Consider the following 26,376-nt stretch of genomic DNA (forward strand, 5'->3'; position numbering starts at 1 on the left):
CCGGGTGTTCAGCCGAGCGGCCGGAGGCGCCGCCGGAGCCGGTCCAGCGTCGACGGCCTGGACGGCGCCGGCCGGTCCAGGAGGTCCAGCACCTCCAGACGCCGGCGCTTGAAGTAGCGGGCGTCGAAGTCGATCCGCTCAGGCCGCAGCCCGGGATACGCCTCGGCCTGCATGCAGTAGCCGACCGCGCGCACCAGCCCGGCCAGGTCCACCGGCGGCGGCTCCTCGACGCCGCCGTCCGCCGTCAGCCGGGGCAGCAGCGCGTCCACGACGGTGAGCGGGACGCGGTTGCTGTTCTCGTACGGGGTCAGGCGCTCCAGCACCAGCTCCGTCCCGTACGAGGCGACCGGCAGCCCGAAGTAGCGCCGCGCGGTCATCAGCCCGGTCGAGAAGCAGCCCACGACCAGCTCGGGCCGCAGCGCCGCGAAGCACACCTCGGCGGGGACCTTCTCCCCGGCCACCGTCAGCCGCACCCCGAGCCGCCCGGCCGCGGCGCGCAGGAGCCGGGCGTGCCGCCGGCCGGCCGCCGGGTGCGGCTTGAACAGCACGTGGTCGTGGCCGCGGGCGGCCAGCGCCGCGAGCATCCCCTCGTGCAGCCCGGCCTCCTCCTCGGCGCTCAGCAACTCCAGCGCCGACAGGTACTGGCCGAGGACGACCGCCACGCCGGGCGGCACGGCGGGGGCGGCGGACCCGGGCGCCTCGGCCACCTCGGCCACGGCGGCGAGGAAGCTCTCGCCGGGCAGCGTCTCCGCCGGCACGCCGTACTCGCTGAGCAGCAGCGGCGTCAGCCCCGGCACCAGGTCCAGGTGGAGCAGGCGGGTGACGCGGCGGTGGATCTCGGAGGGGAGCGGGTCGCGGGTGGGGCCGTAGCTCATGAGCCCGTCGGCGTAGACGGTGATCGGGCAGTCGCGCACCAGCCCGGCGATCGTCCGGGCGGGCGGCACCGCGATCGACTCCAGCACCAGCTCCTCGACGTCGTCCAGGCCCCAGTGGGAGCGGATCAGGCGCTCCGTCATCGGCACCTCGATCACCCGCGCCCGCCAGTCGGACGGATGCAGCGGCGCGATCAGCTCGTTCCACGAGCGCACCTCGTCGAAGCGCCGGCGCAGCGCCGCGAAACCGGGCGTCTCCTCCAGCGGCGTCGCCACCTCGGGGACGGCCGCGTTGTTCGACACGACGAGCAGCCGCCGCCCGTCGCCGAAGCGGCCGTCGTCGATCGCGGCGGCCAGCGTCATGGCGCCGAACAGGGTCGAGGCGTAGAAGACCTTCATGGGGCGCTCCGGATCCTGGCGTACGGGTCGGGGGGCAGGCCGGGCAGCAGGGCGCGCAGCAGCGCCGCCCGCTCGGCGGGCATCCGCGTCACGGCCTCGGCCACCAGTTCGCCCGGCAGCGAGGAGGCCATCAGCGCGCCCCGCTCCTCGAAGCGGGCGCGCAGCGGCGGCGCGAACCGCTCGCCGAGCTCCAGGTGGTGGGCGAGCAGGGCGCAGAAGGTCCGTACGGCCTTCGGCAGGAACTCCGGCTCCAGGTCCTTGAGCACCAGCTCGAAGGCGTCGAAGAAGTGCAGTTGCCGCTCGTCGCCGATCTGGGTGAGCGAGCCGGCGACCTGGCGGCGGTAGAACACCCCGGCCATCGACACCACGGCGAACGAGGCCGCCTCCCGGTGCAGCCGCCAGATCCACGGCCGGTCCTCGGCCGTGTGCAGCGAGCCAGGGAAGCGCAGCAGGTCGCCCAGCGAGCGCCGGTAGATCCCGGCCCAGGCGTAGGGGTAGTCCACCATCGTGCGCGCGTCCGCGGGCAGGATCGCCTCGCGGGGGTCGTGCACCGCGCCCCTCCGCGCCATGGGGGCGCGGTGCACGACCCGTTTGCGGCCCTCGACCTGGACGTGGTCGACGCGTAAGAAGTCGCAGCCGAGCCCGTCGGCGGCCTCGACCAGCCGGGGCAGGTAGCCGGGGGCGAGCCAGTCGTCGCCGTCCAGGTACGTCACGTACCGGCCGGAGGCGGCGGCGAGGCCCGCGTTGCGCGCGTCGGCCAGCCCGGCCGGGACGTCGTGGCGGATGACGGCCAGGCCGGGCAGCTCGGCGCGGAAGTCGTCGACGATGTCCGCGGTGGCGTCCACGGAGCCGTCGTCGACGACGATGAACTCGAAGTCGTGCCGGGCGTTGCGGCCCAGCGCGGTGAGCGCGTCGGAGATGTAGCGCTCACCGTCGCGGATCGGCACGACGACCGAGAGAGTGATCAACGGGGGGGTCTCTCCAGGGACGAGGGTCAGGGGGTCAGGCGGTGACCCGGCGCAGGCGGGCCTTGGGGGCCTCCTCGCCGGGGAAGACGCGCTTGACGCCGTCGCCCATGGCCTGCTCGATGATCCGGATGTCGCGTACGAGGTGCTCCAGCCCGGCGGGCTCCAGCGAGGCCGCGTGGTCGGAGCCCCACATGGTGCGGTCGAGCGTGATGTGCCGCTCCACGCACACCGCGCCGAGCGTCACGGCCGCCAGCGAGATCTGCAGCCCGCGCTCGTGGCCGGAGTAGCCGACCGGCACGCCGTAGCGCTCCTTCAGCGTGGTGATCGTGCGCAGGTTCGCCTCCTCAGGCGGCAGCGGGTACGTCGAGGTCGCGTGCATCATGATCAGGCGTTCGGTGCCGAGGATCTCCACCGCCGCGTCGATCTCCGACAGCGTGGACATGCCGGTGGACAGGATGACCGGCTTGCCGGTGGCGGCGAGGGCGCGCAGGAGCTGGTGGTCGGCCACGCCGGCCGAGGCCACCTTGTGCACCAGGACGTCCATCTCCTCCAGGAACTCGACGGAGGGCACGTCCCACGGCGAGGCGAACCAGTGCAGGCCGCGCTCGGCGCAGTGCTCGGCGATGGCGGCGTACTCGTCGCGGCCGAACTCGGTGCGCTCCTTGTACTCCAGGTACGTCATCTCGCCCCACGGCGTCTGCCGGATCTGCCCCTTCTGCTCCTCGGGCACGCAGATCGCGGGGGTGCGCTTCTGGAACTTGACCGCCTGGCAGCCGGCGTCGGCGGCCACGTCGATGAGCCGGCGGGCGATGTCGAGGTCGCCGTTGTGGTTGATGCCGATCTCGCCGATGACGTAGACGGGCTCGCCGTCGCCCACCAGCGTGTCGCCGATCGCGACGGGGCCGAAGCGGGGGCGGGCCCGGACCGCGGCGGCAGGCTGGGCCGGGGGCTCGGGCCGGGCGGCCACCACGCGGTCGCACAGCTCGCGCACCGCGCCCGAGCCGCCGTTACGGGTGAGCACGACGCGGGCGGCGGCGCGCACCCGCGGATGGGCGTCGGGGGTGGCGACCGGCCAGCCGACCTCGGCCATCGGGCCCAGGTCGTTGACGTCGTTGCCGACGTAGGCCACCCGGGCGGGGTCCAGGCCCTCGATGTGCAGCCAGTCGCGCAGCACGGTGCGCTTGTCGGCCAGGCCCTGCAGCACGGGCACGCCGAGCTTGCGGGCGCGGGCGGCGACCACCGGGTTGTGCTCGGTGGACATGATCAGCACCTTGACGCCGGAGCGGCGCAGCAGCGACACGCCCATCCCGTCGGAGCGGCTGACCAGCACCATCTCGCGGCCGTCGGAGTCGACGTAGGCGCGGTCGTCGGTGTGCACGCCGTCGAAGTCGGTGATGACGGCGTCCACGTCGATCGGCTCCGGCCGGTCGATGAACGGCGCCAGCGCCCGGACCAGCTCCAGGTCGCCCGGCTCGTCCACCTCGATGGCGTGCTGCGCGGGGACCGGCTGGACCGCGGTGCGGCCGAAGAAGCGGTGGCCGTGCTCGCGGAAGCCGGAGGCGCGCATGACGTAGAACGCGCCGTTCTCGCGGAACTGGGGCTCGCGGTCCTGCCGGCGCGGCCGGACGGCGGGGTCGTGGTTGACGCCCGCGCCCGCGGCGGTCCAGAGGAACTCGTGCGTCGGCAGGCCGGAGACCACCGAGTCGGCCTCGCCGTCGAGGACCTTCCGCACGGCGGCCGACAGGTCCTCCGGGTCGATGAACGCGCTCGTGCACTGGACGAGCACGACGACCTCGGGGTCCGCGCCGAGCGCGTCGAGCGCGTGCAGCACGGCCGACTCGCTGGAGGCGGTCGCGCCGCTGAGCTCGGCGGGCCGCTCCACGATCAGCGCGCCCGCCTCACGGGCGGTCGCGGCGATGCCGTCGTGGTCGGTGCTGACCACGACCTGGTCCACGAGCTCGGCGGCCAGGCAGGCCCGGACGGCCCGGGTCACCAGCGGCACGCCCCCGACCAGGGCGAGGTTCTTCAGGGGGACGCCCGCCGAACCTCCGCGGGCGGGAACTACGGCCAAGACTCGCAACGGTTTCTCCTCAAAGCTTCTGATGGCAACCAGAAGCTAGAGGTCCGGGTTGAACGCCCGGCGTCACGGTCATTAACGCTCCATGGGGATCCGGTAGAGCAACTCTGGCCGCCCCACTCCGCCGTACTGCGGCATGCGGACCGCCGTACCCAGCTCCACCAGGTGTTCCAGGTAGCGGCGGGCGGTCACGCGGGACACGCCGCTGGCGTCGGCGACCGCCTGCGCGGCCAGGCCGTCCGGCCGCTCGCGCAGCTCGGCCGCGACCGCGTCCAGGGTGTCCCTGGACAGCCCCTTGGGGAGGCCGGAGCTGCCGCGCAGGGTGCCGAGCACGCGGTCCACGTCGCCCTGGCCGGCCGCGACCCCGGCCTCGTCCTTGAACCGGGCGTAGCGGGTGAGCTTCTCCAGCAGCGTGGCGTACGTGAACGGCTTGAGCAGGTACTGCGAGACGCCCAGCGACACCGCCGAGCGCACCATCGCGAGGTCGCGGGCCGAGGTGACGGCGATGACGTCGCACATCAGGCCGCCCGCCCGGATGGCCCGCACCACCTCCAGCCCGTGCAGGTCGGGCAGGTACAGGTCGAGCAGGACGAGGTCCACCGGGCGGCGGCGCAGGAAGCGCAGCGCCTCGCCGCCGGAGCGGGCCACCCCGGCCACCGTGAAGCCGGGCACCCGCTCGACGTAGACGCGGTTGGCCTCGGCGGTGATCTCCTCGTCCTCGACGACCAGGACGGAGATCGCGGCGCGGGTCATCGGACCCGCTCCGGGATCGGCAGCCGGACGGTGAACGCGGACCCGCGCACCTCGATCTCCCCGCCGAGCCGCCGCACCGCCTGCCCGACCAGGGCCAGGCCGAGGCCGCGGCCGTCGCCCTTGGTGGTCCAGCCCCTGGCGAAGGCGGCCGGGCCGGTGAGCCCGGGGCCGTCGTCGGAGACCTGGATGACGGCCCGGCCGCCGTCGGAGCTGAGCCGCACCTCGACGCGGCTGCCAGCGTCGATGGCGTTGTCGATGAGGTTGCCGGCGATGGTGACCAGCGCGCGCGGGTCCAGGCCCCAGTCGTCCAGCGGCTCGTCCTCACCGCACTCGTTCGTGATCACCAGCTCGACGCCGCGCTCGGCGGCCTCGGCGCTCTTGCCGAGCAGCAGCGCCGCGAGCACCGGCTCGCGGACCGCGCCCATGACGCGGTCGGTCAGCTCCTGCGCCGCGCGCAGCTCGGCGGTGCCGAGCGCGACGGCCTCCTCGGTACGGCCCAGCTCGACCAGCGTGATCACGGTGTGCAGCCGGTTGGCGGCCTCGTGCGCGGCCGAGCGCAGCGACTCGGCGAAGCCGCGCTCGGCGTCGAGCTGGCCGGTCAGCGCCTGCAGCTCGGTCGTGTCGCGTACGGTCACCACCCGGCCGAGCCGGCTCGCGGCGCTGTTGACCGCGAGGACGCGCTCGCCGACCAGGTGGACCCGCTCCTCGCCGGCGGCCGTCAGCTCGGCCAGGCCCAGCTCGTCCACGTGCCGGCCCTCGGCGCCGGCGGGCAGGCCGAGCAGCAGTCGGGCGGCGTCGTTGCACAGCGTGAGCCTGCCGTCGCCGCCGACCAGCAGCAGGCCCTCGCGGACGGCGTGCAGGACCGCGTCGTGGTGCTCGTGGATGCGGCCCAGCTCCACAGGGCCGAGTCCGTGCGTCTGGCGGCGCAGCCGGGCGGTCACCAGCCAGGTGCCTGCCACGCCCAGCCCGAGCGCGAGCGCCACGATGAAGCCGCCCCAGCCGAACTGGCCGCGCAGCATGGCGCTGATCCTGTCCACCGTGATCCCGGCGCTGACCAGGGCCACCACCCGGCCGCCCGACAGGACGGGGGTGACGGCCCGCTCGGAGGGGCCGAGCGTGCCGGTGTAGGTCTCGGTGAACGTCTCACCGCGCAGCGCCGGGCCGGTGTTGCCGAGGAAGCGCCTGCCGATCTCGGAGCGGTGGGGATGGCTGAGGCGGGTGCCGTCCGGCCGCATGATGGTGATGAAGTCGACGCCCGTGCTCAGCCGCACCCGCTCGGCGAACGGCTGCAGCCGCGCGCTCGGATCGGGGTCGTCCAGGGCGTCGGCGACCTCGGGGGCGGCGGCCACGCTGACCGCCACGGCCGTGGCCCGGTGCCCGGCGTCGTCGGTGAGCAGCCGGTGCGCCTGCACCAGGGCGAGCACGGCGCAGCCCGTCGCGGTGACCGCGACGACGAGCAGTTGCAGGACCAGCATCTGGCCGGCGAGGCTCCAGCGACGCATGGTGAAAACACCTTTTTCCGGCTTTTAGTCGTGAACGTAACTTACTTAATGGTGACCTGGGTCACGTAGGCCGCGCATAGTCGCACCACTGGAACGTCCGTCCGCAGTGGCTGGAGACAACCCCCCATGCGCGATCGCACACGCTATCTCTACCTGGCCGTCATCGGGGCGGTCCTGCTCGGGATCCTGGTCGGCTTCGTCTGGCCGGAGGCCGGTCAGGCGCTGAAACCCCTCGGCACCGGGTTCGTCGCCCTCATCAAGATGCTGATCGGGCCGATCATCTTCTGCACGATCGTGCTCGGCGTCGGCTCGGTGAGCCAGGCCGCCAAGGTCGGAAAGGTCGGCGGCCTCGCGCTCGGCTACTTCCTGGTGATGTCCACGGTGGCCCTGCTCATCGGCCTGGTCGTGGGCAACGTCATCCACCCGGGCGAGGGGCTGCGGCTCACCGACACCGCCCGGCAGGCGGCCGAGGCGGAGGCGGCCAAGGGCGCCGAGAGCGGCACCGTCGACTTCTTGCTCGGCATCATCCCCGACACGCTGCTGTCGTCACTGACCTCGGGGTCGGTGCTGCAGGCGCTGCTGGTGGCGCTGCTGACCGGCTTCGCGCTCCAGGCCATGCGGGAGCGGGGCAAGCCGATCCTACGCGGCGTGGAGCACCTGCAGCGGCTCGTCTTCCGCATCCTCGCCATGGTCATGTGGGTCGCGCCCGTGGGCGCGTTCGGCGCGATCGCGGCCGTCGTGGGCGCCACCGGCATCGAGGCGCTCAAGAGCCTCGCGATCATCATGATCGCCTTCTACACCACCTGCGTGCTCTTCGTCGGCGTGGTGCTCGGCCCGTTGCTGTGGCTGGTCGCCCGGATCAACCTGTGGTCGCTGCTGCGCTACCTCGGCCGCGAGTTCCTGCTGATCCTCTCGACGTCCTCCTCGGAGACCGCGCTGCCGCGGCTCATCGCCAAGATGGAGCACCTCGGCGTCAGCCGGACCGTCGCGGGCATCACCGTGCCGACCGGCTACTCCTTCAACCTCGACGGCACCGCCATCTACCTCACCATGGCCACGCTGTTCATCGCCACCGCGACCGGCTCGCCGCTGGAGCTCGGTGAGCAGGTGGCGCTGCTGCTGTTCATGATGATCGCCTCCAAGGGCGCAGCGGGCGTGACGGGCGCGGGGCTCGCCACCCTGGCCGGCGGCCTGCAGGCGCACCGGCCCGAGCTGGTGGACGGCGTCGGCCTCATCGTCGGCATCGACCGCTTCATGTCCGAGGCACGGGCGCTGACCAACTTCGCGGGCAACGCCGTGGCGACGGTCCTCGTCGGCACCTGGACCGGCGACTTCGACCGGGAGCGCGCCGACGAGGTGCTGTCCGGGCGGGCCCCGTTCGACGAGTCCACCCTCATCGACGAGGACGAGAACGAGGGCGGGACCACCCGGGACCGCCCCGAACCCGGGGAGCGGGAGATGGCCCCCGCCTGACCGGCGGCCCACTTGGCGGGCCCGGGCCACGTGGCCCGGGCCCGCCGGCGCGTTGCCCCGGGCGCGGTCAGCGGTAATGCGTGCGCGCGTATTCGTCCCGCACGCCCTGGCAGGCACGGATCGACGAACGCGCCCGGCAGGTCTCGTAGGCGGCCGTGGCCGGCACGCAGACGTCGCCGCTCACCGTGACCCCGAAGGCATGCCGGCAGTTCTGGTATTCGATGGTGCCCTCGATGCAGAACCTCCGCGCGATGTCCGTGGCACCACGCGTGCGGCACGCCTGATAGACCGGCTCGGCGTCCCCGCAGAGCGCTCCGCCACCGCGATAGACGCACGCTTCGTACACGGCGGCGTTCTCGCACCGTAGCAGCGACTTCCGCGCGGATCGGCAGGCCGAGAACTTCTCCGCCACCGGCTCCGCCGCCTTGGCGCACGTGTTCGGCCAGAGCCCGACGGCGTCGGCGGCGACGCAGTCCGCCATGAAGTCCTTCCGCTCGTGTCGCCGCGGCTTCCCGTTCGCGCACGCTTCGTGTTCGCCCTCGGCGGCTTCGCAGGGATCTCCTGACGGCTTGGCCGGCGAAGGGGTGATGTCCCCGGCCGTGCGGCCGTCGTGCTCGGAACTGCCGGCGGCCGCAGGGACGGTCTCGTTCGTCTGCGCGTGCACGGCGAACACGGCCCCTGCCGCCACCAGGACGACCGCCGCGCCGGCGTATGCGGCCCAGGAACGTCGAAACGTCGCGAATGGCATGACGAAAACCTACGAGAAGGAGGAGGCCCTGGGAACAGCGCGTCAGCGGCGGCCATAAGTGAGCCGCCGGAGCAGCGCCTCCGCCGGACCCCTCCGGCCGCCCGCCGACAGGAGGGCGGCGAGGACCACCGTGGCGAGCCAGGTCAGCACCGCGACGCCGGACGCGGCGGCGTCGCCGACCCGGGTGCTGAGACCCCGAAGTACGGCGCGAACACCGCCACGAAGATCACCGACTGCAGCAGGTAGCAGGTCAGCGACCACTGACCGCCGACCGGCGCCACTTCAGCACCGAGCTGATCACACCGGTCGTGGCCGACATCGGCGAGGCGCTGGTGACCAAGCACCTGATCGACAAGGGCGCCCCGCCCACGGACGAGACGCTTGAGGCCATCGTCGACCAGGCCATCCTGCCGGCCGTCGGGTTCGGCCCGCGGGCCTGAGTGCCCAGTCCTTCGCCTCGGACCGGCTCCCGGCCGGTCAGCCGCGAGCCGGTCGGGCGCTCATGGAGGAGGGCGCTCTCAGCGCAGCTTGCGGGCGATGCCCGCGTAGCCCATGCGGGCCGTCTCCTCGTCCACGATCGTCGGATGGGCGGGGTCGGCGAACGGCCACACGGCCGGGCCGAGCCCGTTGGCGAGACCCGGCGGGATCAGCTCGAAGTCGCCGAAGAAGGCCTCGATGTCCTTGCCGGGACGCGGCGTGAACGGCATCCCCGACTGCCGGTAGAACCCGGCGATGCGGTCCGCCCGCTCGGTCGCCACGTCGTTGCCCATGTGGGAGATGGCGAGGTAGCTGCCCGGCGCCAGCGCCTCCCGGTAGGCGGCCACGAAGCCCTGCGGGTCCTCCTCGTCCGGCACGAAGTGCAGGATGAACATCATGAGCACGGCCACGGGCCGGGAGAAGTCGAGCAGGCCGCGCACCTCGGGGTCGGACAGGATCTCCTCCGGCCGGCGCGCGTCGCCCAGCACCATGGCCACCCGGTTGGGGTCGGCCAGCAGCGCCCGGCCGTGCGTGGCCACCACGGGGTCGTTGTCGACGTAGACCACGCGGGCCTCGGGGACGATCCGGTGGGCGACCTCGTGCACGTTCTCCTGCGTCGGCAGGCCCGAGCCCAGGTCGAGGAACTGCGTGATGCCCTGCTCGCACAGGTAGCGGACCATGCGGCCGATGAACGCGCGGTTCTCCCTGGTGCCCTCGCGGACTTCGGGCATGACGCCGAGCACCATGTCACCGAGGTCGCGGTCGGCCTTGAAGTTGTCCTTGCCGCCCAGGAAGTAGTCGTACATGCGGGCCGCGTTGGGGATGTGGGGGTCTACGCCCTGCGGCGCCTGCTCCGTCATGAACCAATGATCCACTATCGGAACGGCGGAAATCACGTAGCCGCCGGAAGTTTCAGGACGAACCGGGCACCACCCGGGAAGTCCTCCGCGGAGATCTGGCCGCCGTGCGCGAGCGCCACGTCGCGGGCGATGGCGAGGCCGAGGCCGGTGCCGCCGGCGTCGCGGCTGCGGGAGGCGTCCAGGCGGGTGAATCGCTCGAAGATGCGCTCCCGCTCGGCCTCGGGGATCTCCTGGCCGTCGTTCTCCACCGACAGCACCGCCGTGCCGTTCTTGCGCGTCACCCGCACCTGGACGTGGGTCTCGGCGTGCCGCTGGGCGTTGTCCAGCAGGTTCGTCAGCACGCGGGCGAGCTGCAGCCGCACGCCGTCCACCTCGACGCCGGCGGCCAGGTCGGCGTGGACCGGCAGTTTGTCGCTGCGCCGGCCCAGCTCCTGACGGACCAGGGTGGCCAGGTCCACCCGCTCCTTGGCCGCGTCCACCTGGGAGCCGATCCTGGCCAGCAGGAGCAGGTCGGTGATGATGGCCTCCAGCCGGTCGGTGTCGCGCAGGGAGCTGCTCACCAGCGAGCGCAGGTCGGTGTCGTCCGGGTAGAGCTGGGCGCTCTCCAGCTGGGCGCGCAGCCCGGCGATCGGGGTGCGCAGCTCGTGGGAGGCGTCGGAGGCGAACTGGCGCTGCTGCTCGGCGGAACGTTCCAGACGGGTCAGCGTGCCGTTGATCGAGCGGGCGAGCTGGGCCACCTCGTCCTCACCCGGCGGCTCGGTGACGCGGCTGCTGAGGTCGCCGCTGTGCACCGCGTCGAGCTGCGCGCGCATGATGGCCACCGGACGCAGCGCCCGCCCGGTGATGAGCCAGGTCGCCCACCCGGCCAGCGCGACCAGCACCGCGACCTCGGCGAAGACGATGAACTCCAGGGTGCGCGTGGCCAGCACGTCCGGGGTGCTGCGCCCGGCGAGGACGACCGGCGACTCGGGGGAGACGTTCACCCGGATCGCCGACAGGTGCACGCACTCGGTCGGCAGGCAGTTGAACACGTCGATCTCCGGGTCCTGCTGCGTGGGGCGCAGGTCGGTGAGCGGCGGCAGCGTACGAGCGGCGTCGCTGGTGGCGAGCGTCCGTCCGTCGGCGCTGATGACCTGGATGAGGTCGACCGACGGGTTGGGCAGCGGGATTGCGGAGCCCTGGGGCAGGCCGCCGGAGCGCATCTCGTACGCCACCCGCTGGGCGGTGTCGCGGGTGTCGGCGAAGACGGACGACTCGACCAGCGTGCGGGCGACGAGGACGCCCGCGACGCCCATGGGCAGGAGCACGAGGGCCGCCACGATCGTGGCGATCAGGGTCACCCGTCCCCGCAGGGATCTGCCCCAGATCGACCGGAACACCGCCGACATCCCACGACATTACCGAGCGTTACTGCTCACAGATGCCGCGAGAGGGAAAAGATCCCCCAAAGCATCCGCTATCAATCACCAGCGACGGAGCCGGACCGCTGGATCCAGACGGCGGTGTCGGGCGGGATCGACCCGTCGGCCGCCAGCGGGCCGCTGGACAGCAGCACCTCGCCCGCGACACCCGGCGGCACCGGACCCTCGCCGGTGTTGAGCACCACGACCAGGCCGGGGTGCCGTTCGACGGCCAGGACGTCCTCGGGGGAGTCCAGCCAGGACAGCGTGCCGCCGCCGAGCGCCGGATGCCGCCTGCGCAGGCGCAGCGCGGCCCGGTAGAGGTTGAGCGTCGAGCCGGGGTCGTCCTCCTGGACCTCGGCCGACAGCGCCGTCCACTCCGGCGGGATCGGCAGCCACGGGTCGCGCCAGCCGCAGCCGGGCCCGGAGGTCCACGGGATCGGCACCCGGCAGCCGTCGCGGCTCTCGCCCCGGCGCAGGAACGCCGGGTCCTGGCGCAGCTCGTCCGGCAGGTCGAGGACCTCGGGCAGGCCCAGCTCCTCGCCGTTGTAGAGGTAGGCCGAGCCGGGCAGGGCCAGCATGAGCAGGGTGGCCGCGCGGGCGCGGGCCAGGCTTCCGTGGCGGGTGACGTGGCGCGGCTTGTCGTGGTTGGACAGCACCCAGGTGGTGGGCGCGCCGACCAGCTCGGCCTCGGCCAGCGACTTCTCGATGACCGTACGGAACGACTTGGCGTGGAAGTCGGCCATCATGAACTCGAAGTTGAACGCCTGGTGCAGCTCGTCCGGGCCGATGTAGCGGGCCAGGCGCTCGGGGGAGGAGACCCACGCCTCGGCCACCGCCATCCGGCCGCCCGGGTAGGAGTCGAGGATCGGCCGCCACTCGCGGTAGATGTCGTGCACGCCGTCCTGGTCGAAGTAGGGCACCTGCTCGTCGCCGAGCATCTCGGCCTGCGGGCCGTCCTTCGCCCCGACGTCCGGCAGGCCGGCGGCCTTGACCATGCCGTGCGCGACGTCCACGCGGAAGCCGTCCACGCCGCGCTCCAGCCAGAAGCGCAGGATGTCGCGGAACTCGGCGCGCACCTCGGGGTGGTCCCAGTTGAGGTCGGGCTGTTCGGGCGCGAACAGGTGCAGGTACCACTGGCCGTCCTCGACCCGCGTCCACGCCGGGCCGCCGAAGATCGACTCCCAGTCGTTGGGCTCGTCGCGGAAGATGTAGCGGTCGCGCAGGCCGGCCTGGAACCAGGGGTGCTGGTCGGAGGAGTGGTTCGGCACCAGGTCCACGATGACCCTGATGTCCTTGCCGTGGGCCTCGGCGACGAGCGCGTCGAAGTCGGCGAGGGTGCCGAAGCGCGGGTCCACGTCGCGGTAGTCGGCCACGTCGTATCCGCCGTCGGCGAGCGGCGAGGTGTAGAACGGGCTGAGCCAGATCGCGTCCACGCCGAGGCGGGCGAGGTAGTCCAGGCGGCCGCGCACGCCCTGGAGGTCGCCGGTGCCGTCGCCGTTCGCGTCGGCGAAGCTCCGTGGGTACACCTGGTAAACGACGGCGTCCCGCCACCAGTCGTCGTTGCCGAGCAGCATGGTCGTCCTTCCCCCGGGGGACCGAGTGGTCCTGTGATGTTCTGGTGAAGGATGTCCTGTTCGCCGGTTCTGGGTCAAGCGTAACTTTCCGCAAGTTTCAGAAGCGTCGTGCGGGTTTGGTAACGCTCTTTCGCAAGACCTTCCAATTCTTGCAAAGAGCCGCTAACTTCCTGGAAACGTTCAGGCTTTCTCGCGGCGGCGCGCCGGCAGCGCGCCGCTGTTTCTGCGTGACCTCAGGAGGTCTCATGCGCAAGCGTGCTCTGGGTGTGGCCGCCCTCGCTACCCTCGCCCTCGCCGCCACGGGCTGCGGCGGCGCAGAGCCGGCCACCCCCACCGCCTCGTCCGGCGCGTCCGCCCCTGCCACGGCGGCCGCGAGCGGCGGCACGCTCGTCATCTGGGCCGACCCCAGCCGGGTCCAGCCGTTGCAGCCCTTCGCCGAGGCGTTCGGCAAGGAGAACGGCGTGACGGTGGAGGTGAAGGAGATCTCCAAGGACAACCAGATGACCTTCCTCACCGCCTCCCAGCAGGGCAGCGGCCCCGACATCATGATCGGCGCGCACGACTGGATCGGCAACCTCGTGCAGAACGGCGCCATCGACCCGGTCACGCTGACCGAGGAGCAGAAGGCCGCCTTCTCCGCCAAGGCCCTGCAGGCCGTCACCTTCAACGGCCAGGTCTACGGCGCCCCCTACGCCGTGGAGAACATCGCCCTCATCCGCAACACCAAGCTCGCCCCCGACGCCCCCGCCAGCATCGAGGACCTGATCGCCAAGGGCAAGAAGCTCAAGGCGGACGGCAAGGTCAAGGAGGTGCTCTGCCTGCCCGTCGGCCAGAAGGGCGACGCCTTCCACGTCTACCCGATCTTCGCCTCGGCCGGCGGCGCGCTGTTCGGCGCCACCTCCAGCGGCGACCCCGACCCCAAGACGGTGCTGCTCGGCGCGGACGACTCGGTCAAGGCGTTCGAGAAGCTCAAGGACCTCGGCGAGAAGGGCGACGGCGCGCTGCGCACGTCGATCACCAACGAGAACTACATCGTCAACTTCGCCGCCGGCAAGTGCGCCTACCTCGTCTCCGGCCCGTGGGCGATCGCCGACGTCAAGAAGGCCGGCGTCGCCTACGACATCAGCCCCGTCCCGGCGTTCGAGGGCGGCAAGCCCGCCACCCCGTTCGTCGGCGTCCAGACCTTCTTCGTCGCCTCCAAGGGCAAGAGCAAGGCCCTGGCCCAGGAGTTCGTCGCCAACTACGTGACCAACGTGGACGTCGCCATGGCGCTCTACAAGGCCGACCCGCGGCCCCCGGCGCTGTCGGCCGCGCTCCAGCAGGTCCAGGCCGAGGACCCGGACGCCGTGAAGTTCATGGACGCCGGCAAGGACGGCATGCCGATGCCCGCCATCCCCGAGATGGCCGCCATCTGGGAGCCGTTCGGCATCGCCGAGAACGCGGCGGTCAAGGGCGGCGACGCGGCCGCGGCCGCCGCGGCCGCGCAGAAGGCCGTCGACGGCGCGCTCAAGAACAACTGACGCCGTGGCACTCGACGTGCGCGAGACCGGGCGGGCGGCGGGGACGCCGCCCGCCAGGCCCCGCAGGGAGATCACCACGGCGTTCGTGGTGAGCCGGATCGCGGTGCTCGCCGTGACCGCCGCGATCCTGCTGTACGCCGTGCCGCCGCTGGTCGCCACCGGGTCGTGGGTCGCGCTCGGGGTGCTGTGCGCCGCAGCGGCGGGCATCGCCTTCCTCTACCTGACCCGGCGCTTCGTCCCGGCGAAGTACCTCGTCCCCGGCACCGTCTTCCTCGTCGCCTTCCAGGTGTTCCCCGTCGTCTACACGGCGACCACCGCGTTCACCAACTTCGGCGACGGGCACCGGGGCAGCAAGGCCGAGGCGGTCACCGCGATCGAGACCGGCTCGGTGCGCCAGGCCCCCGGCTCTCCCGAGTACGCCCTGACCCCCGCCCTGCGCGGCGAGGAGCTGGTGTTCCTGCTGGTCGACCCGAAGACCAAGCAGGTCTCACTCGGGACCCCCGACGGGCTGACCCCGCTGACCGGGGCCGAGCTCGGCATCACCGGCAAGGTCGTCGCCGCGCCCGGCCTGACCGTGCTCAAGGCCCCCGAGGCCGCCGCCCGCGCCGCCGAGGTCTCCGCCCTCGCCGTGCCCACCTCCGGCGGCCTGATCAAGGCCAACGGCCTCAGCCGGGCCGTCGAGGGCCGGGCCGCGCTCGCGTACGACGCGGCCTGCGACTGTGTGCGCGGCGAAGGCGGCCCCTGGACGGCCGACGAGGAGCAGGGCTACTTCGTCAACGCCAAGGGCGACCACCTGGCGCAGGGCTGGCAGGTGAACGTCGGCTTCGCCAACTTCGCCCGCGCCCTGACCGACCCCACGATCTCCGGCTACTTCCTGGGCGTGCTCGGCTGGAACCTGGTCTTCGCGCTGGTCTCGGCGCTCGGCACGTTCGGCATCGGCATGGCGGTCGCGCTGGCGCTGCACCACCCGCGCATGCGCGGCACCCGGTTCTACCGGATCGCGCTGATCCTGCCGTACGCGATGCCGGCCTTCGCCATGCTGCTGGTCTGGCGGGACATGTTCAACCGCGACTTCGGCCTGGTCAACCAGCTTCTCGGCGTGCACGTGGACTGGCTGGGCGAGCCCGGCACCGCGCGGCTCGCGGTGATCCTGGTCAACCTGTGGCTCGGCTTCCCGTACATGTTCCTCGTCACCACCGGCGCGCTGCAGGCCATCCCGCGCGAGCTGACCGAGGCGGCGGCCATCGACGGGGCGACCCCGTGGCGGGCCTTCCGGCGGGTGACGCTGCCGCTGCTGCTGGTCGCGCTGACGCCGCTGCTGATCTCGTCGTTCGCGTTCAACTTCAACAACTTCAACGCCATCGCGCTCACCACCGAGGGCGGGCCGTTCCCGGCGGCGAGCCCGCAGGTCGGCGCCACCGACCTGCTCATCACCTACACCTTCCGGCTGGCGTTCGGCGCGGGCGGGGCGCAGTTCGGGTTCGCCGCGGCCATCTCGGTGTTCATCTTCGCGATCGTGGCGCTCGTCTCCGCGGTGGCCTTCCGGCGCACCCGCAAGCAGGAGGAGGTCTACGCGTGAGGCTCGCACTCAGGCACGTGTTCGTGCTCGTCGTCTGCGCGTTCGCGCTGTTCCCCATCCTGTTCGTGGTGTCGGCGGCCATCAACCCGCTGGGCACGCTGGCCTCGACCGACCTGCTGCCGTCCGGCGCCGGCCTGGGCAACTTCGTGAACCTGCTCACCTCGGACACCTATCCGTTCGGGCGCTGGTTCTTCAACTCGGTGTTCATCGCGCTGGCCTCGTCGTTCGCGAGCCTGCTGCTGTCGATGTTCGCCGCCTACGCCTTCAGCCGCATGCGCTTCGCGGGCCGCCGCGTCGGGCTGCTGGCGCTGCTGCTCATCCAGATGTTCCCGCAGTTCCTGGCCATCGTGACGATCTTCATGATCTTCACCGAGGTCACCGAGCTCTACCCGGCGTTCGGCTTCAACACCGCGTGGGGCCTGCTGCTGCTCTACCTGGGCGGCGCGCTCGGCGTGAACACCTGGCTGATGAAGGGCTTCCTCGACACCGTGCCGAAGGAGCTCGACGAGGCCGCCACCGTGGACGGCGCCACGCACGCGCAGATCTTCTGGCGCGTCATCATGCCGCTGGTCACCCCGATCCTCGCGGTCACCGCGCTGCTGGCCTTCATCGGCACGATGAGCGAGTTCCTCATGGCCAACGTGTTCCTGCGCGACCCCGGCAGCAAGACCCTCGCGGTCGGCATGTACGGCATGATCGCCGGCGACCACCGCAACGCGAACTTCGGCATGTTCGCCGCGGGCACGCTGCTCACCGCCATTCCGACCGTCGGTGTGTTCCTCTGGTTGCAGAAGTACATCGTCTCCGGCCTGACCGCCGGCGCAGTCAAGGGATAGATGCATTGCGCTACGTCGAGGAGCCGCATCACGACGGCTCGGCCCTGTACGTCCCCGACCAGGAGCCCGCGCTCGGCGCGCGGGTGACGCTCTGGCTGCGCGCGCCGCGGGCCGCGGGCGTCACCGGCGTGCGCGTACGGGCCGTCCACGACGGCGAGCCCCGCTACGCCGAGGCCGCGCCCGCCGCCAGGCGGGTCCCCGGCCTCGGCCGCGGTGACGTCTGGTGGCGGGCCGAGATCACCGCCGTCAACCCGGTCACGCCCTACCGGTTCCTGCTGGCCACCGGGCGGGGCCAGGCGTGGCTGACCGCCGCCGGCCTCGTCCGGCACGACGTCACCGACGCCACCGACTTCCGGCTGGTCTGCCACGAGCCGCCGCCGCGCTGGATGCGGGACTCGATCGTCTACCAGATCTTCCCCGACCGCTTCGAGCGCTCCCGCCCGACGCGTGACCTGCCCGATTGGGCGCTGCCACGCGACTGGGACGCCGACCCCGTCATCCCCTCGGGACCCGGCACCGCCGAGCAGTTCTACGGCGGTGACCTCGACGGCGTCGTACGCCGGCTCGACCACGTCGAGAGCCTCGGCGCCGACACCGTCTACCTGACGCCGATCTTCCCGGCCCGCTCCAACCACCGCTACGACGCCGCCACCTTCGACCGGGTCGACCCGCTGCTCGGCGGCGACGCGGCGCTGCACCGCCTGGCGGACGCGCTGCACGCCCGCGGCATGCGCCTGCTCGGCGACGTCACCACCAACCACTGCGGCGACACCCACGAGTGGTTCACCGCCGCCGTCTCCGACGTGGACGCGCCCGAGCGCGAGATGTTCTACTTCGACCCCGACACCGGCGACTACGAGTCCTGGTGGGGCGTCAAGACGCTGCCCAAGCTCAACTGGAACAGCCCGCGCGTACGCGAGGGGATGGCCGCGGTCCTGACCCGCTGGCTCGGCCCGCTCGACGGCTGGCGCGTGGACGTCGCCAACATGACCGGGCGGCGCGGCGCCGACGACCACGCGCACGACGCCGCCGCGTACCTGCGGGCCGCGCTCGGCCCCGACGCGGCCCTCATCGCCGAGCACAACCACGACGCGAGCGGTGACCTCGACCGCGGCGGCTGGCACGGCACCATGAACTACGGCGGCTTCACCCGCCCGGTCTGGGCCTGGCTGCGCGGCCCCGACCTGGACCTCGACCACTTCCTCGGCGTGCCGGGCGGCGTGCCGGAGCGCGACGGGCACGCCACGCTCGCCACCTTCACGACCTTCGCCGCCCACATGTCGTGGCGCTCGCTCGTGCACTCCTGGCAGCTGCTCGACTCCCACGACTCGCCGCGCATCCGCACCGTCACCGGCTCGCGCGAGCGCCACCTGCTCGCCCTCGGCCTGCAGGCCACGCTGCCCGGCACGCCCATGGTCTTCGCCGGCAGCGAGTTCGGCCTGACGGGTGTCAACGGCGAGCACTCGCGCACCCCGATGCCCTGGAACCGGCCCGCCGACCAGGACCTCTCCACCCTCGCCGGATACCGGGCGCTGCTCGGCCTGCGCCGCGCCGAGCCCGCGCTGCGCCACGGCGGGCTGCGCTGGCTGCACGCCGACGCCGACTGCCTGGTCTTCGCCCGCGAGACGGAGGAGGAGACGCTGGTGGTGGCCGCGCGCCGGGCTCCCGGCGAGCCGCTGCCGGTAGGCGTACGGATGGAGGGCGTGCACGACGCGGCCGACGGCGACGAGATCCCCGGCGACGCGCCGTCACTCAGCGTGTGGCGTGTCACACACTGAACACGCTACGGTGGCGTTTGTTACTTGCCGTTTCAATTAGATAGTGGTGTGCTCCAATGAGGTTGCTGTCCGTAGCCGTCATGGCCTCGCTCCTGCCTGCCGCCCTTCCCGCGACGGCGGCCTCGGCCCAAGCGGGCACCACCTACTACGTCGACTCCAAAGCGGGTGACGACTCGGCCGAGGGCACCAGCGCGCGCACCGCGTGGAGGACGCTCCACGCGGTCAACGTCGCCGACCTCAAGCCCGGCGACACGGTCCTGATCAAGCGCGGCAGCTCCTTCAACGGCCCGCTCCGGCTGACCGCCGACGGCACCGCGGCCCGGCCGATCTCCGTCAAGTCCTACGGCAAGGGCAAGGTCGCCAGGATCACCGGCTCCGAGGACGACTGCGTGATCATCAGCGGCGACAACTGGCGGGTCAGCAACCTGCGCGCCTCCCACTGCCGCTGGGCCGGCTTCCGCCTCGCCGGCCGCGGCAACCAGCTCTCCGGCGTACGGGCCGAGCACAACGTCGCGGGCGTGCAGATCACCGGCTCGCGCAACACCGTCCGCGACAGCGTGATCAGCGGCAACAACCGCATGAGCGTCAACGACGCGGGCGGCGACAACGACTCCGGCGCCTTCGGCGTGCTGCTCAACGGCGACGACAACGTCATCACCGGCAACACCATCTCCGGCAGCTACGCCAAGAGCGCCGACTACGGCACTGACGGCGCCGCCGTCGAGATCTACAACGGCGACCGCAACCTCATCACCCACAACATCTCCCGCGACAACGAGACCTTCACCGAGCTCGGCGCGCGCAAGGGCAGGACCGCCACCGGCAACGTCTTCGCCTTCAACGTCGTGACCTCCTCCCACAACCGGGCCTCCTTCCTCGTCACCCGCGGCCCCCACCACGTCGTCGGCCCGGTCAAGGGCACCATCGCGGTGCACAACTCGGTCTACCTGCCCGGCAAGGACACCCTCGGCTGGTCCTGCCACGACGGCTGCTCGCCGGGGATTCTCAAGCTCCGCAACAACGTCATCGCCGTCGGCGGCCAGGCGGGCTGGGAGGACGGCAAGGGCGCCGACGAGGACGGCAGCGTCTACCGGGGACGCACCAAGTTCAAGCTCGGGCCGAAGTCCGTCGTCGCCGACCCCAAGTTCGTCTCCCGCACCGACCTGCGGCTGCAGCCCGGCTCCCCGGCCATCGGCCGCGCCCTGCCGCTCACCACCACCTGGTTCGGCGGCATCGCGGGCCGCCCCAAGGACCTCCTGGGCCGCGAGCTGGACGGCTCGCCGGACGCGGGCGCCTACCAGAACGGCCGCTAGCATGGGCGAGTGGTAGCTCCTGATCTTCGCCGGCCGCTGGTCCGGCAGCTCGCCGAGGCCGAGGGCCCGCGCCGCTACTGGCACACCGCCGACGAGGCCGGCCGGGTGTGGCTGTTCGAGAGCGTCGAGGGCGGCGACGGCGAGCAGTGGGCGATCCGGCAGGTCGAGGTCGGCCCCGACCGCGCCGCCCGCCGCTACTGGTGGGAGCACCTGCAGGACGAGCAGGGCTTCCTCACCGACCAGCCGCTGGAGATCTGGGATCTCACCGAGATCCCCGGGGCCGCCTTCGACTCCGTGTGGGAGGCGGCCGGCTGATCAGCCCGCCGCGCCGCCTTCCAGCCCTCTGACGATGAGCTCGATCGCGGTGTTCAGGCTGCGCCCGGTCTCCTCTGGGTCGTCGGGCAGGTGACCCTGCAGCTCGGACAGGATGATCCCCGACACGAACGCGTACAACACGTCGCTCGTGCGCCGCAGCTCGTCCTCGGGCACTCCCGCCAGCCGCAGGATGCGCTCCAGCAGCTGCCACAGTGACATCTGCCGGTTGGCGACCATCTGCGGATGGGCGTGCACGTAGATCCACAGGGCGGGGTGCTCCCGCGCGTGCCGGTGGTAGGCGAACGCCAGGGCGCGCAGCTGCTCCTGCCACGACCGGTCGTCGTCGGTCGGCAGGCTCATCCGGCGCGCCGCCGTGGCGCAGACGAGCTCCAGCAGCGCGTCCTTGCTCTCCACGTGGTGGTAGAGCGACATCGGGTTGACGGCGAGCTCGGCGGCCAGCTTGCGCATGGACAACGCCTCGACGCCGCCCGCGTCCACCAGTCGCAGCGCCGCGGCGCTGATCTCGTCGATGCTCAGCGGGGTGCCTCTGCGCGCGCTCACAGCCATACACCGTATGGTAGCGTGTGCCATACGGTGTATGGCTACCTTCTGGAGCACGTGATGGCACGGACGATCCCCGCCCCGCAAGGGCTGCCCCTCCTCGGCAACACGCTGCAGATCCCCGCGCACGCGCCGACCGAGCACTTCGTCGAGGTGGCGGCCCGCTACCAGGACGAGGGCGTCTTCCGTCTGGAGGTCGCCGGCCGGACGATCGTGATGGTCTTCGACCCCGACCTGGTGGCCGAGGTGTGCGACGAGAGCCGCTTCGTCAAGCGCATCAGGCCGCCGCTGTCGATCGTGCGCGAGTTCGGCGGCGACGGCCTGTTCACCGCCGAGCAGCACGAGCCGGTCTGGGGGCAGGCGCACCGCATCCTGCTGCCCGCCTTCAGCCAGCGCTCGATGAAGGCGTACTTTCCGCAGTTCCTGGAGGTCGCGGACCAGCTCGTCGCCTCGTGGGCGGCCCGGCAGGGCCAGGACCTGCCCGTCGCCGACGACATGACCAGGCTCACGCTCGACACGATCTCGCTCACCGGGTTCGGCCACCGCTTCGACTCCTTCAACTCGCCCGAGCTGCACCCGTTCCTCCAGGCCATGGGCGGCGCGCTCACCGAGGCCATGCTGCGCAACCAGCAGCTCCCGTTCGTCACCCGGCTCAAGCGCCGGCACGAGGAGGCATACCGGCGCGACATCGCCACCATGCGGGCCCTGGTCGACGACGTCATCAAGGCCCGCAGGGCCGGAGGTGGCGGCGCGTCCGGCGACCTGCTCGGGCTCATGCTGGAGGCCGCCGACCCGCGGACCGGCGCCCGGCTGTCCGACGAGAACATCCGCAACCAGGTGCTCACCTTCCTCATCGCCGGCCACGAGACCACCAGCGGCCTGCTCTCCTTCGCGCTGTACAACCTGCTGCGCGAGCCCCACGCGCTGGCCCGCGCGTACGACGAGGTGGACCGGCTGCTGCCCGGCGACGAGCCGCCCACCTACGAGACGATCATGAAGCTCGACGTCATCCCCCGCATCCTGGAGGAGACGCTGCGGCTCTGGTCGCCGATCCCCGCCTTCGGCGTGAGCGCGATCGAGGACACCGAGATCGGCGGCTACCCGATCCCCAAGGACCAGGGCGTGGGCGTGCTGCTGCCGGTCCTGCACCGCCACCCCGGGGCGTGGGAGCGGCCGGACGAGTTCGACATCGACCGCTGGCTGCCCGAGCAGCGCAGGAACCACCACCCGGCCGCTTACAAGCCGTTCGGCAACGGCGAGCGGGCCTGCATCGGCCGTCAGTTCGCGCTCACCGAGGCCCGGCTGGCGCTGGCGATGATCCTGCGGCGCTTCGCGCTGTCCGACCCGGACGCGTACCGGATGAAGATCAAGCAGACCCTCACCCTCAAGCCCGACGGGTTCACCCTGCGGGTGCGCGAGCGGCGCGCCCACGAGCGGGCCGTCGTGGCGCTCCCCGACGCCGCCGCCGACGCCTCGCCCGAGGAGGAGCGGGACGTGGCGGTCGCCGGGGTGCCGCTCACCGTCGCCTACGGCTCCAACCTCGGCACCAGCGCCGACCTCGCCGAGCGGCTGGCCGAGCGGGCCGGGCGGGCCGGGTTCGCCACCACACTGACCACGCTCGACGAGCTCGACCCGCCGCGCGAGGGCCTGCTGATCGTGGTCGCCTCCTCCTACAACGGCAAGGCCCCCGACAACGCCCAGCGCTTCGACGCCCTCGACACGCTGCCGGACCTGTCCGGGGTGCGCCTCGCGGTGCTCGGCTGCGGCAACACCCAGTGGCCGACCTACCAGGCGTTCCCGCGCCGCGCCTTCGAGAAGCTGACCGCCGCCGGCGCGGCGCCGCTGGTCGAGCGGGGCGAGGCCGACACCGACGGCGACTTCGACGGCGACGTGTCCGCCTGGACCGCGCGGCTGTGGGCGGCACTCGCCGAGGAGTACGGCGCCGGCGCCGCCGCGACCGGCCCCCGCTACACGATGGAGGTGCTGAGCGAGGCCGAGGTCCGGCCGTCGGTCGTCTCCGAGCGGGCCGTCCCGCTGACCGTCGTCGCCAACGAGGAGCTGACCGGCGACCCCACCGGGCTCTGGGACTTCTCGGCCGAGGCGCCCCGCCCCGGCGTGCGCTCCATCGTGGCGAGGCTGCCCGAGGGCGTCACGTACGAGGCGGGCGACCATGTGGCCGTCTTCGCCAAGAACGACCCCGAGCTGGTCGAATGGGCGCTGCGCTGCCTGCGCGTCCCCCGCGAGCAGGTCCTGCGGCTGCGCGCCTCCGGCGCCACGCACCTGCCCGTGGACACGCCGGTGACCGCCGGGCTGCTGCTGAGCGAGTTCGCCGAGCTGCAGGAGGTCGCCACCCGGGCCGACCTGGAGGCGCTGTCCGCCCACACCGCATGCCCGTTCACCAGCCGCCAGCTCGCCGAGCTGACCGCGAACTACGCCGAGGAGGTCCTCGCCAAGCGCCTGTCGCCGCTGGCGCTGCTCGACCGCTTCCCCGCGATCGAGCTGCCGCTGCCGGTGTTCCTGGAGCTGGCCGGGCCGATCAGGCCACGCTACTACTCGGTCTCCTCCTCGCCGCTGGCCGACCCGTCGCTGGTGCGGCTCACGGTCGGGCTCGTCGCGGGGCCCGCCTGGTCGGGGAGCGGCACCTACCAGGGGACCTGCTCGGCTTACCTGGCCGGGCTGCGGGAGGGCGAGGTCTTCTACGGCTACGTACGGGTGCCCGCGCCCGCGTTCCGGCTGCCCGCCGACCCGGCCACGCCGGTGATCCTCGTGGGGCCCGGCACCGGCTTCGCGCCGCTGCGCGGCTTCCTGGAGGAGCGGGCGCTGTCGGCCGCCACCGGCCGGGCCCTGGTGTTCGCCGGGTGCCGGCACCCCGAGCACGACCTGCTGTACCGGGACGAGCTCGCGGCCTGGGCGGAGCGGCCGGAGGTGAGCGTGCACACCGCGTTCTCGGCGGTCGCCGGGCATCCGTACCGGTACGTCCAGGACGCGCTCGCCGCGCACGGCGAGGAGGTGTGGGAGCTGCTGGAGCGGGGTGCGCACGTGTACGTCTGCGGCGACGGCCTCCGGATGGCCCCCGCCGTCCGGCAGGCCCTGCTGGACCTGCACCGGGAGCGCACCGGCGCGGACGGCGCCGGCTGGCTGGCCGGGCTGGAGGCGGACGGCCGTTACCAGCAGGACGTGTTCGCCTGACCTTGCCTTCTTGGTTCGCGATCTGCGAAAACTCCAGCTCACCATGGGCAGACCGTGGTTGATAATCCGGACTTAAACCCGCATCTAGGGATAGAACCGCAGCATGTACGACATTTCCGTGGAACATGCTGGAAACCTTTCCACGGCACTGTGAGAGCTCGGGAAAGGGGGCGGCATGCTGCTGCGACTGAGGGTGTCCCTGCCGGACCGGCCGGGCGGGCTCGGCCGGGTGGCCAAGGCACTGGGCACGCTCGGAGCCGACATCCTGCAGGTCACCGTGCTCGAAAGGGAGGCCGGGCGGGCCGTGGACGACTTCACCGTCTCCTGGCCCGGGCAGGTGACCCCGGCCGAGGCCGGCGAGCGGCTGTCGGTGGTGCCCGGAGTGCGCGTCGAAGGGGTGTGGACCACCAAGGAGGTGCCGGGATCGGCGCTCGACTACGACCTGCTCTCGCACGTCGTGGCCGAGCCGGGCCGCGGCCTCGCCACCCTGGTGGACGCGCTGCCGGGGCTGTGCGGGGCGGAGTGGTCGCTGGCGGTGGCGGACGGCATGGTGCGGCACGCCTCGCTGGCCGCCCCCGAAAGCTTCGAGCTGCCGGCGCCGCCGCCCCGGGCCGTCGCCGTGGACGCCCGCGAGCTGCGGCTGATGCTGCTGCCGGTGCTCGACCACGGCGTGCACCTCGTCGTGGCGCGCGCCGCCGCAGGGCCGGTCTTCCACCGCGCGGAGATCGAACGCGCCGTCCGCATCGTGGACGTCGTCGCCAAGCTCGCCGCCCGGACCGTCTCGTAGGACATTGACCCGGTAAGTGCCACCTTATTAACGTGAGCTGCCTGATCAGCAAGCGGACCGGGGATCGAGGCACATGGATTTCGAGCTGACCGACGAGCAGAAGGCGTTCCGCGAGACGCTGCGCGCGTTCGTGGACAAGGAGATCGTGCCGGTGGCCGTCGAGTGGGAGCACTCCGGCAGATACCCGGCCGAGATCGTCGACAAGATGAAGCAGATGGGCCTGTTCGGCCTGTCCGTGCCCGAGGAGTACGGCGGCATGGGCGCCGACATGGTGTCGTTCGCGCTGGTCTTCGAGGAGATCGCGCGCGGCTGGATGGGCGTGGCCGGCACCATCGGCTCCCACTCGCTCGCCTGCTGGATGATCAACCGGCACGGCACCGAGGAGCAGCGGCGGCTCTACCTCAAGGACCTCGCCACCGGCGCCCGGCGCACCGCCATCGCCCTCACCGAGCCCGGCGCCGGCACCGACCTCCAGGGCATCCAGACCCGCGCGGTCCGCGACGGCGACCACTACGTGGTGACCGGCACCAAGACCTGGATCACCAACGCCCGCCACGCCGACCCGCTGCCCGTCCTCGTCAAGACCTCCATCACCGAGCCCGCCCACAAGGGCATGTCGGTGCTGCTCGTGGACCCGTCGTCGCCCGGCTTCAGCGTCAGCCGCGACCTGCCCAAGCTCGGTTACAAGGGCACCGAGACCTGCGAGGTCGTGCTCGACGAGGTACGGGTGCCGGTCTCCGCCCTCCTCGGCGGCGTCGAGGGGCGCGGCATGCAGCAGGTGCTCGGCGGGCTCGAGATCGGCCGGGTCAACATCGCCGCCCGCGCCGTCGGCGTCGCGCAGGCCGCCTACGACGCCGCGCTGAGCTACGCCCGGCAGCGCACCGCGTTCGGGCAGCCCATCGCCGACTTCCAGGCCGTCCAGCTCAAGCTCGCCGACCTGGCCACCGAGATCCAGGCGGCGCGGCTGCTGACGTACTGGGCCGCGTCCCGGGCCGACGACGGCCGGCGGGTGGACATGGAGGCCGGGATGGCGAAGTACTTCGCCTCCGAGGTGGCGCTGAAGGCGTCACTGGAGTCGATGCGCATCCACGGCGGCTACGGCTACTCGCAGGAGTTCGTGGTCGAACGGCTCTACCGGGACGCGCCGCTGATGGCGATCGGCGAGGGCACCAACGACGTGCAGCGGCTGGTGATCGCCCGCGCGCTGGTGTCGGGCAAGGGCAGCATCGGCTGGTGACCGCCCGGCGGTGAGCCTCGGCCGTGCCGGGGCCGGGTACCTATCCTGGTGCCCAGGGACGACCTGCGCGAGCGAGGGATGCCATGGCTCACCAGCGGAACTCCGGCCACGACGATGACAATGACCATGACCATGGCCACGGCCACGGGCATGGT

At 72.3% G+C, this 26,376-nt stretch carries 23 protein-coding genes; 11 read left to right on the plus strand and 12 right to left on the minus strand.

The features are described from left to right. Positions 1–8: 8 nt before the first annotated feature. The 5 genes from BMW85_RS43155 to BMW85_RS43175 form a co-directional block, all read right to left on the minus strand. Positions 9–1,271: a polysialyltransferase family glycosyltransferase gene (locus BMW85_RS43155; RefSeq protein WP_091093240.1), complete on the minus strand. Its 1,263-nt coding sequence runs from the start codon at positions 1,269–1,271 to the stop codon at positions 9–11. After that, on the minus strand, positions 1,268–2,239 hold the full coding sequence (locus BMW85_RS43160; protein WP_091093241.1) for a glycosyltransferase family 2 protein: 972 nt from the start codon (positions 2,237–2,239) through the stop codon (positions 1,268–1,270). The genes BMW85_RS43155 and BMW85_RS43160 overlap by 4 nt, the downstream gene beginning before the upstream one ends. A gap of 34 nt (positions 2,240–2,273) precedes the next feature. Next, a complete protein-coding gene (locus BMW85_RS43165; protein ID WP_091093243.1) occupies positions 2,274–4,319 on the minus strand; it encodes an N-acetylneuraminate synthase family protein in 2,046 nt (681 codons plus the stop codon). A gap of 72 nt (positions 4,320–4,391) precedes the next feature. Then, positions 4,392–5,069 (minus strand): response regulator, encoded by a 678-nt coding sequence (locus BMW85_RS43170; RefSeq protein WP_091093244.1) that lies wholly within the window; start codon positions 5,067–5,069, stop codon positions 4,392–4,394. Continuing rightward, positions 5,066–6,571, minus strand: coding sequence for a sensor histidine kinase (locus BMW85_RS43175; protein ID WP_091093246.1), 1,506 nt, complete (start codon positions 6,569–6,571; stop codon positions 5,066–5,068). Before BMW85_RS43175 ends, BMW85_RS43170 begins: the two co-directional genes overlap by 4 nt. A gap of 126 nt (positions 6,572–6,697) precedes the next feature. Between BMW85_RS43175 and BMW85_RS43180 the strand changes: the two genes are divergently transcribed. Continuing rightward, on the plus strand, positions 6,698–8,044 hold the full coding sequence (locus BMW85_RS43180; RefSeq protein ID WP_091093248.1) for a cation:dicarboxylate symporter family transporter: 1,347 nt from the start codon (positions 6,698–6,700) through the stop codon (positions 8,042–8,044). A 67-nt stretch (positions 8,045–8,111) separates the two neighbouring features. On the opposite strand, the gene BMW85_RS43185 is transcribed toward BMW85_RS43180, so the two are convergent. Genes BMW85_RS43185 through BMW85_RS51705 form a run of 3 tightly spaced genes read right to left on the minus strand, consistent with a single transcriptional unit; the run spans position 8,112 to position 9,073 of the window. After that, complete coding sequence (locus BMW85_RS43185) at positions 8,112–8,792, minus strand: hypothetical protein (RefSeq protein ID WP_143082605.1); 681 nt, start codon at positions 8,790–8,792, stop codon at positions 8,112–8,114. Between the two features lie 42 nt (positions 8,793–8,834). Next, a complete protein-coding gene (locus BMW85_RS51700; RefSeq protein WP_245775415.1) occupies positions 8,835–8,942 on the minus strand; it encodes a DUF418 domain-containing protein in 108 nt (35 codons plus the stop codon). Beyond that, positions 8,936–9,073 (minus strand): DUF418 domain-containing protein, encoded by a 138-nt coding sequence (locus BMW85_RS51705; RefSeq protein WP_245775416.1) that lies wholly within the window; start codon positions 9,071–9,073, stop codon positions 8,936–8,938. The genes BMW85_RS51700 and BMW85_RS51705 overlap by 7 nt, the downstream gene beginning before the upstream one ends. Before the next feature lie 27 nt (positions 9,074–9,100). Here BMW85_RS51705 and BMW85_RS52215 point away from each other — a divergent pair, with 27 nt between their 5' ends. Continuing rightward, positions 9,101–9,232, plus strand: a complete 132-nt coding sequence (locus BMW85_RS52215; RefSeq protein ID WP_281249691.1) for a hypothetical protein — start codon at positions 9,101–9,103, stop codon at positions 9,230–9,232. A 78-nt stretch (positions 9,233–9,310) separates the two neighbouring features. Here the strand turns inward: BMW85_RS52215 and BMW85_RS43200 are convergent, their stop codons facing one another. The 3 genes from BMW85_RS43200 to BMW85_RS43210 form a co-directional block, all read right to left on the minus strand. Continuing rightward, entirely contained in the window at positions 9,311–10,129 is an 819-nt protein-coding gene (locus BMW85_RS43200) for an SAM-dependent methyltransferase (protein WP_091093252.1), read from the minus strand. A gap of 32 nt (positions 10,130–10,161) precedes the next feature. After that, positions 10,162–11,517, minus strand: a complete 1,356-nt coding sequence (locus BMW85_RS43205) for a sensor histidine kinase (protein ID WP_091093253.1) — start codon at positions 11,515–11,517, stop codon at positions 10,162–10,164. A gap of 71 nt (positions 11,518–11,588) precedes the next feature. After that, complete coding sequence (locus BMW85_RS43210) at positions 11,589–13,106, minus strand: glycoside hydrolase family 13 protein (RefSeq protein WP_091093255.1); 1,518 nt, start codon at positions 13,104–13,106, stop codon at positions 11,589–11,591. A 245-nt stretch (positions 13,107–13,351) separates the two neighbouring features. Here BMW85_RS43210 and BMW85_RS43215 point away from each other — a divergent pair, with 245 nt between their 5' ends. Genes BMW85_RS43215 through BMW85_RS43240 form a run of 6 tightly spaced genes read left to right on the plus strand, consistent with a single transcriptional unit; the run spans position 13,352 to position 20,447 of the window. Further along, complete coding sequence (locus BMW85_RS43215) at positions 13,352–14,626, plus strand: sugar ABC transporter substrate-binding protein (protein WP_091093257.1); 1,275 nt, start codon at positions 13,352–13,354, stop codon at positions 14,624–14,626. Between the two features lie 4 nt (positions 14,627–14,630). Further along, positions 14,631–16,205 carry an ABC transporter permease subunit gene (locus BMW85_RS43220; protein WP_091093258.1) on the plus strand — a complete coding sequence of 525 codons (1,575 nt, stop codon included), beginning with the start codon at positions 14,631–14,633 and terminating at the stop codon, positions 16,203–16,205. Beyond that, positions 16,202–17,041 carry a sugar ABC transporter permease gene (locus BMW85_RS43225; RefSeq protein WP_091093260.1) on the plus strand — a complete coding sequence of 280 codons (840 nt, stop codon included), beginning with the start codon at positions 16,202–16,204 and terminating at the stop codon, positions 17,039–17,041. Before BMW85_RS43220 ends, BMW85_RS43225 begins: the two co-directional genes overlap by 4 nt. Before the next feature lie 5 nt (positions 17,042–17,046). After that, positions 17,047–18,819: a glycoside hydrolase family 13 protein gene (locus BMW85_RS43230; RefSeq protein ID WP_091093262.1), complete on the plus strand. Its 1,773-nt coding sequence runs from the start codon at positions 17,047–17,049 to the stop codon at positions 18,817–18,819. A 56-nt stretch (positions 18,820–18,875) separates the two neighbouring features. Further along, the gene (locus BMW85_RS43235; RefSeq protein ID WP_245775417.1) at positions 18,876–20,132 is read left to right on the plus strand and encodes a NosD domain-containing protein; all 1,257 of its coding nucleotides are present in this window, start codon (positions 18,876–18,878) and stop codon (positions 20,130–20,132) included. A gap of 9 nt (positions 20,133–20,141) precedes the next feature. Beyond that, positions 20,142–20,447, plus strand: coding sequence for a hypothetical protein (locus tag BMW85_RS43240; protein WP_091093265.1), 306 nt, complete (start codon positions 20,142–20,144; stop codon positions 20,445–20,447). On the opposite strand, the gene BMW85_RS43245 is transcribed toward BMW85_RS43240, so the two are convergent. Beyond that, on the minus strand, positions 20,448–21,008 hold the full coding sequence (locus BMW85_RS43245) for a TetR/AcrR family transcriptional regulator (protein WP_177241174.1): 561 nt from the start codon (positions 21,006–21,008) through the stop codon (positions 20,448–20,450). 60 nt (positions 21,009–21,068) lie between these two features. On the opposite strand from BMW85_RS43245, the gene BMW85_RS43250 reads away from it, so the two are divergent. The 3 genes from BMW85_RS43250 (at position 21,069) to BMW85_RS43260 (ending at position 26,221) form a co-directional block, all read left to right on the plus strand. Continuing rightward, entirely contained in the window at positions 21,069–24,197 is a 3,129-nt protein-coding gene (locus BMW85_RS43250) for a bifunctional cytochrome P450/NADPH--P450 reductase (RefSeq protein ID WP_091093268.1), read from the plus strand. 175 nt (positions 24,198–24,372) lie between these two features. Further along, positions 24,373–24,984: an ACT domain-containing protein gene (locus BMW85_RS43255; protein ID WP_091093270.1), complete on the plus strand. Its 612-nt coding sequence runs from the start codon at positions 24,373–24,375 to the stop codon at positions 24,982–24,984. A gap of 73 nt (positions 24,985–25,057) precedes the next feature. Then, the gene (locus tag BMW85_RS43260; protein WP_091093272.1) at positions 25,058–26,221 is read left to right on the plus strand and encodes an acyl-CoA dehydrogenase family protein; all 1,164 of its coding nucleotides are present in this window, start codon (positions 25,058–25,060) and stop codon (positions 26,219–26,221) included. The last annotated feature ends 155 nt before the right edge of the window (positions 26,222–26,376 follow it).

The organism is Nonomuraea wenchangensis (assembly GCF_900111685.1).
In the GTDB taxonomy this organism is placed as follows: Bacteria; Actinomycetota; Actinomycetes; order Streptosporangiales; family Streptosporangiaceae; genus Nonomuraea; species Nonomuraea wenchangensis.

Excerpts from the sequence above, each read along its gene's own strand:
- BMW85_RS43205 (WP_091093253.1), bottom strand. The coding sequence starts at position 11,517 with ATGTCGGCGGTGTTCCGGTCGATCTGGGGCAGATCCCTGCGGGGACGG.
- BMW85_RS43215 (WP_091093257.1), top strand. The coding sequence starts at position 13,352 with ATGCGCAAGCGTGCTCTGGGTGTGGCCGCCCTCGCTACCCTCGCCCTC.
- BMW85_RS43260 (WP_091093272.1), top strand. The coding sequence starts at position 25,058 with ATGGATTTCGAGCTGACCGACGAGCAGAAGGCGTTCCGCGAGACGCTG.
- BMW85_RS43250 (WP_091093268.1), top strand. The coding sequence starts at position 21,069 with ATGGCACGGACGATCCCCGCCCCGCAAGGGCTGCCCCTCCTCGGCAAC.
- BMW85_RS43210 (WP_091093255.1), bottom strand. The coding sequence starts at position 13,106 with ATGCTGCTCGGCAACGACGACTGGTGGCGGGACGCCGTCGTTTACCAG.
- BMW85_RS43175 (WP_091093246.1), bottom strand. The coding sequence starts at position 6,571 with ATGCGTCGCTGGAGCCTCGCCGGCCAGATGCTGGTCCTGCAACTGCTC.
- BMW85_RS43200 (WP_091093252.1), bottom strand. The coding sequence starts at position 10,129 with ATGACGGAGCAGGCGCCGCAGGGCGTAGACCCCCACATCCCCAACGCG.
- BMW85_RS43155 (WP_091093240.1), bottom strand. The coding sequence starts at position 1,271 with ATGAAGGTCTTCTACGCCTCGACCCTGTTCGGCGCCATGACGCTGGCC.
- BMW85_RS43180 (WP_091093248.1), top strand. The coding sequence starts at position 6,698 with ATGCGCGATCGCACACGCTATCTCTACCTGGCCGTCATCGGGGCGGTC.
- BMW85_RS43235 (WP_245775417.1), top strand. The coding sequence starts at position 18,876 with ATGAGGTTGCTGTCCGTAGCCGTCATGGCCTCGCTCCTGCCTGCCGCC.
- BMW85_RS43170 (WP_091093244.1), bottom strand. The coding sequence starts at position 5,069 with ATGACCCGCGCCGCGATCTCCGTCCTGGTCGTCGAGGACGAGGAGATC.
- BMW85_RS43185 (WP_143082605.1), bottom strand. The coding sequence starts at position 8,792 with ATGCCATTCGCGACGTTTCGACGTTCCTGGGCCGCATACGCCGGCGCG.
- BMW85_RS43255 (WP_091093270.1), top strand. The coding sequence starts at position 24,373 with ATGCTGCTGCGACTGAGGGTGTCCCTGCCGGACCGGCCGGGCGGGCTC.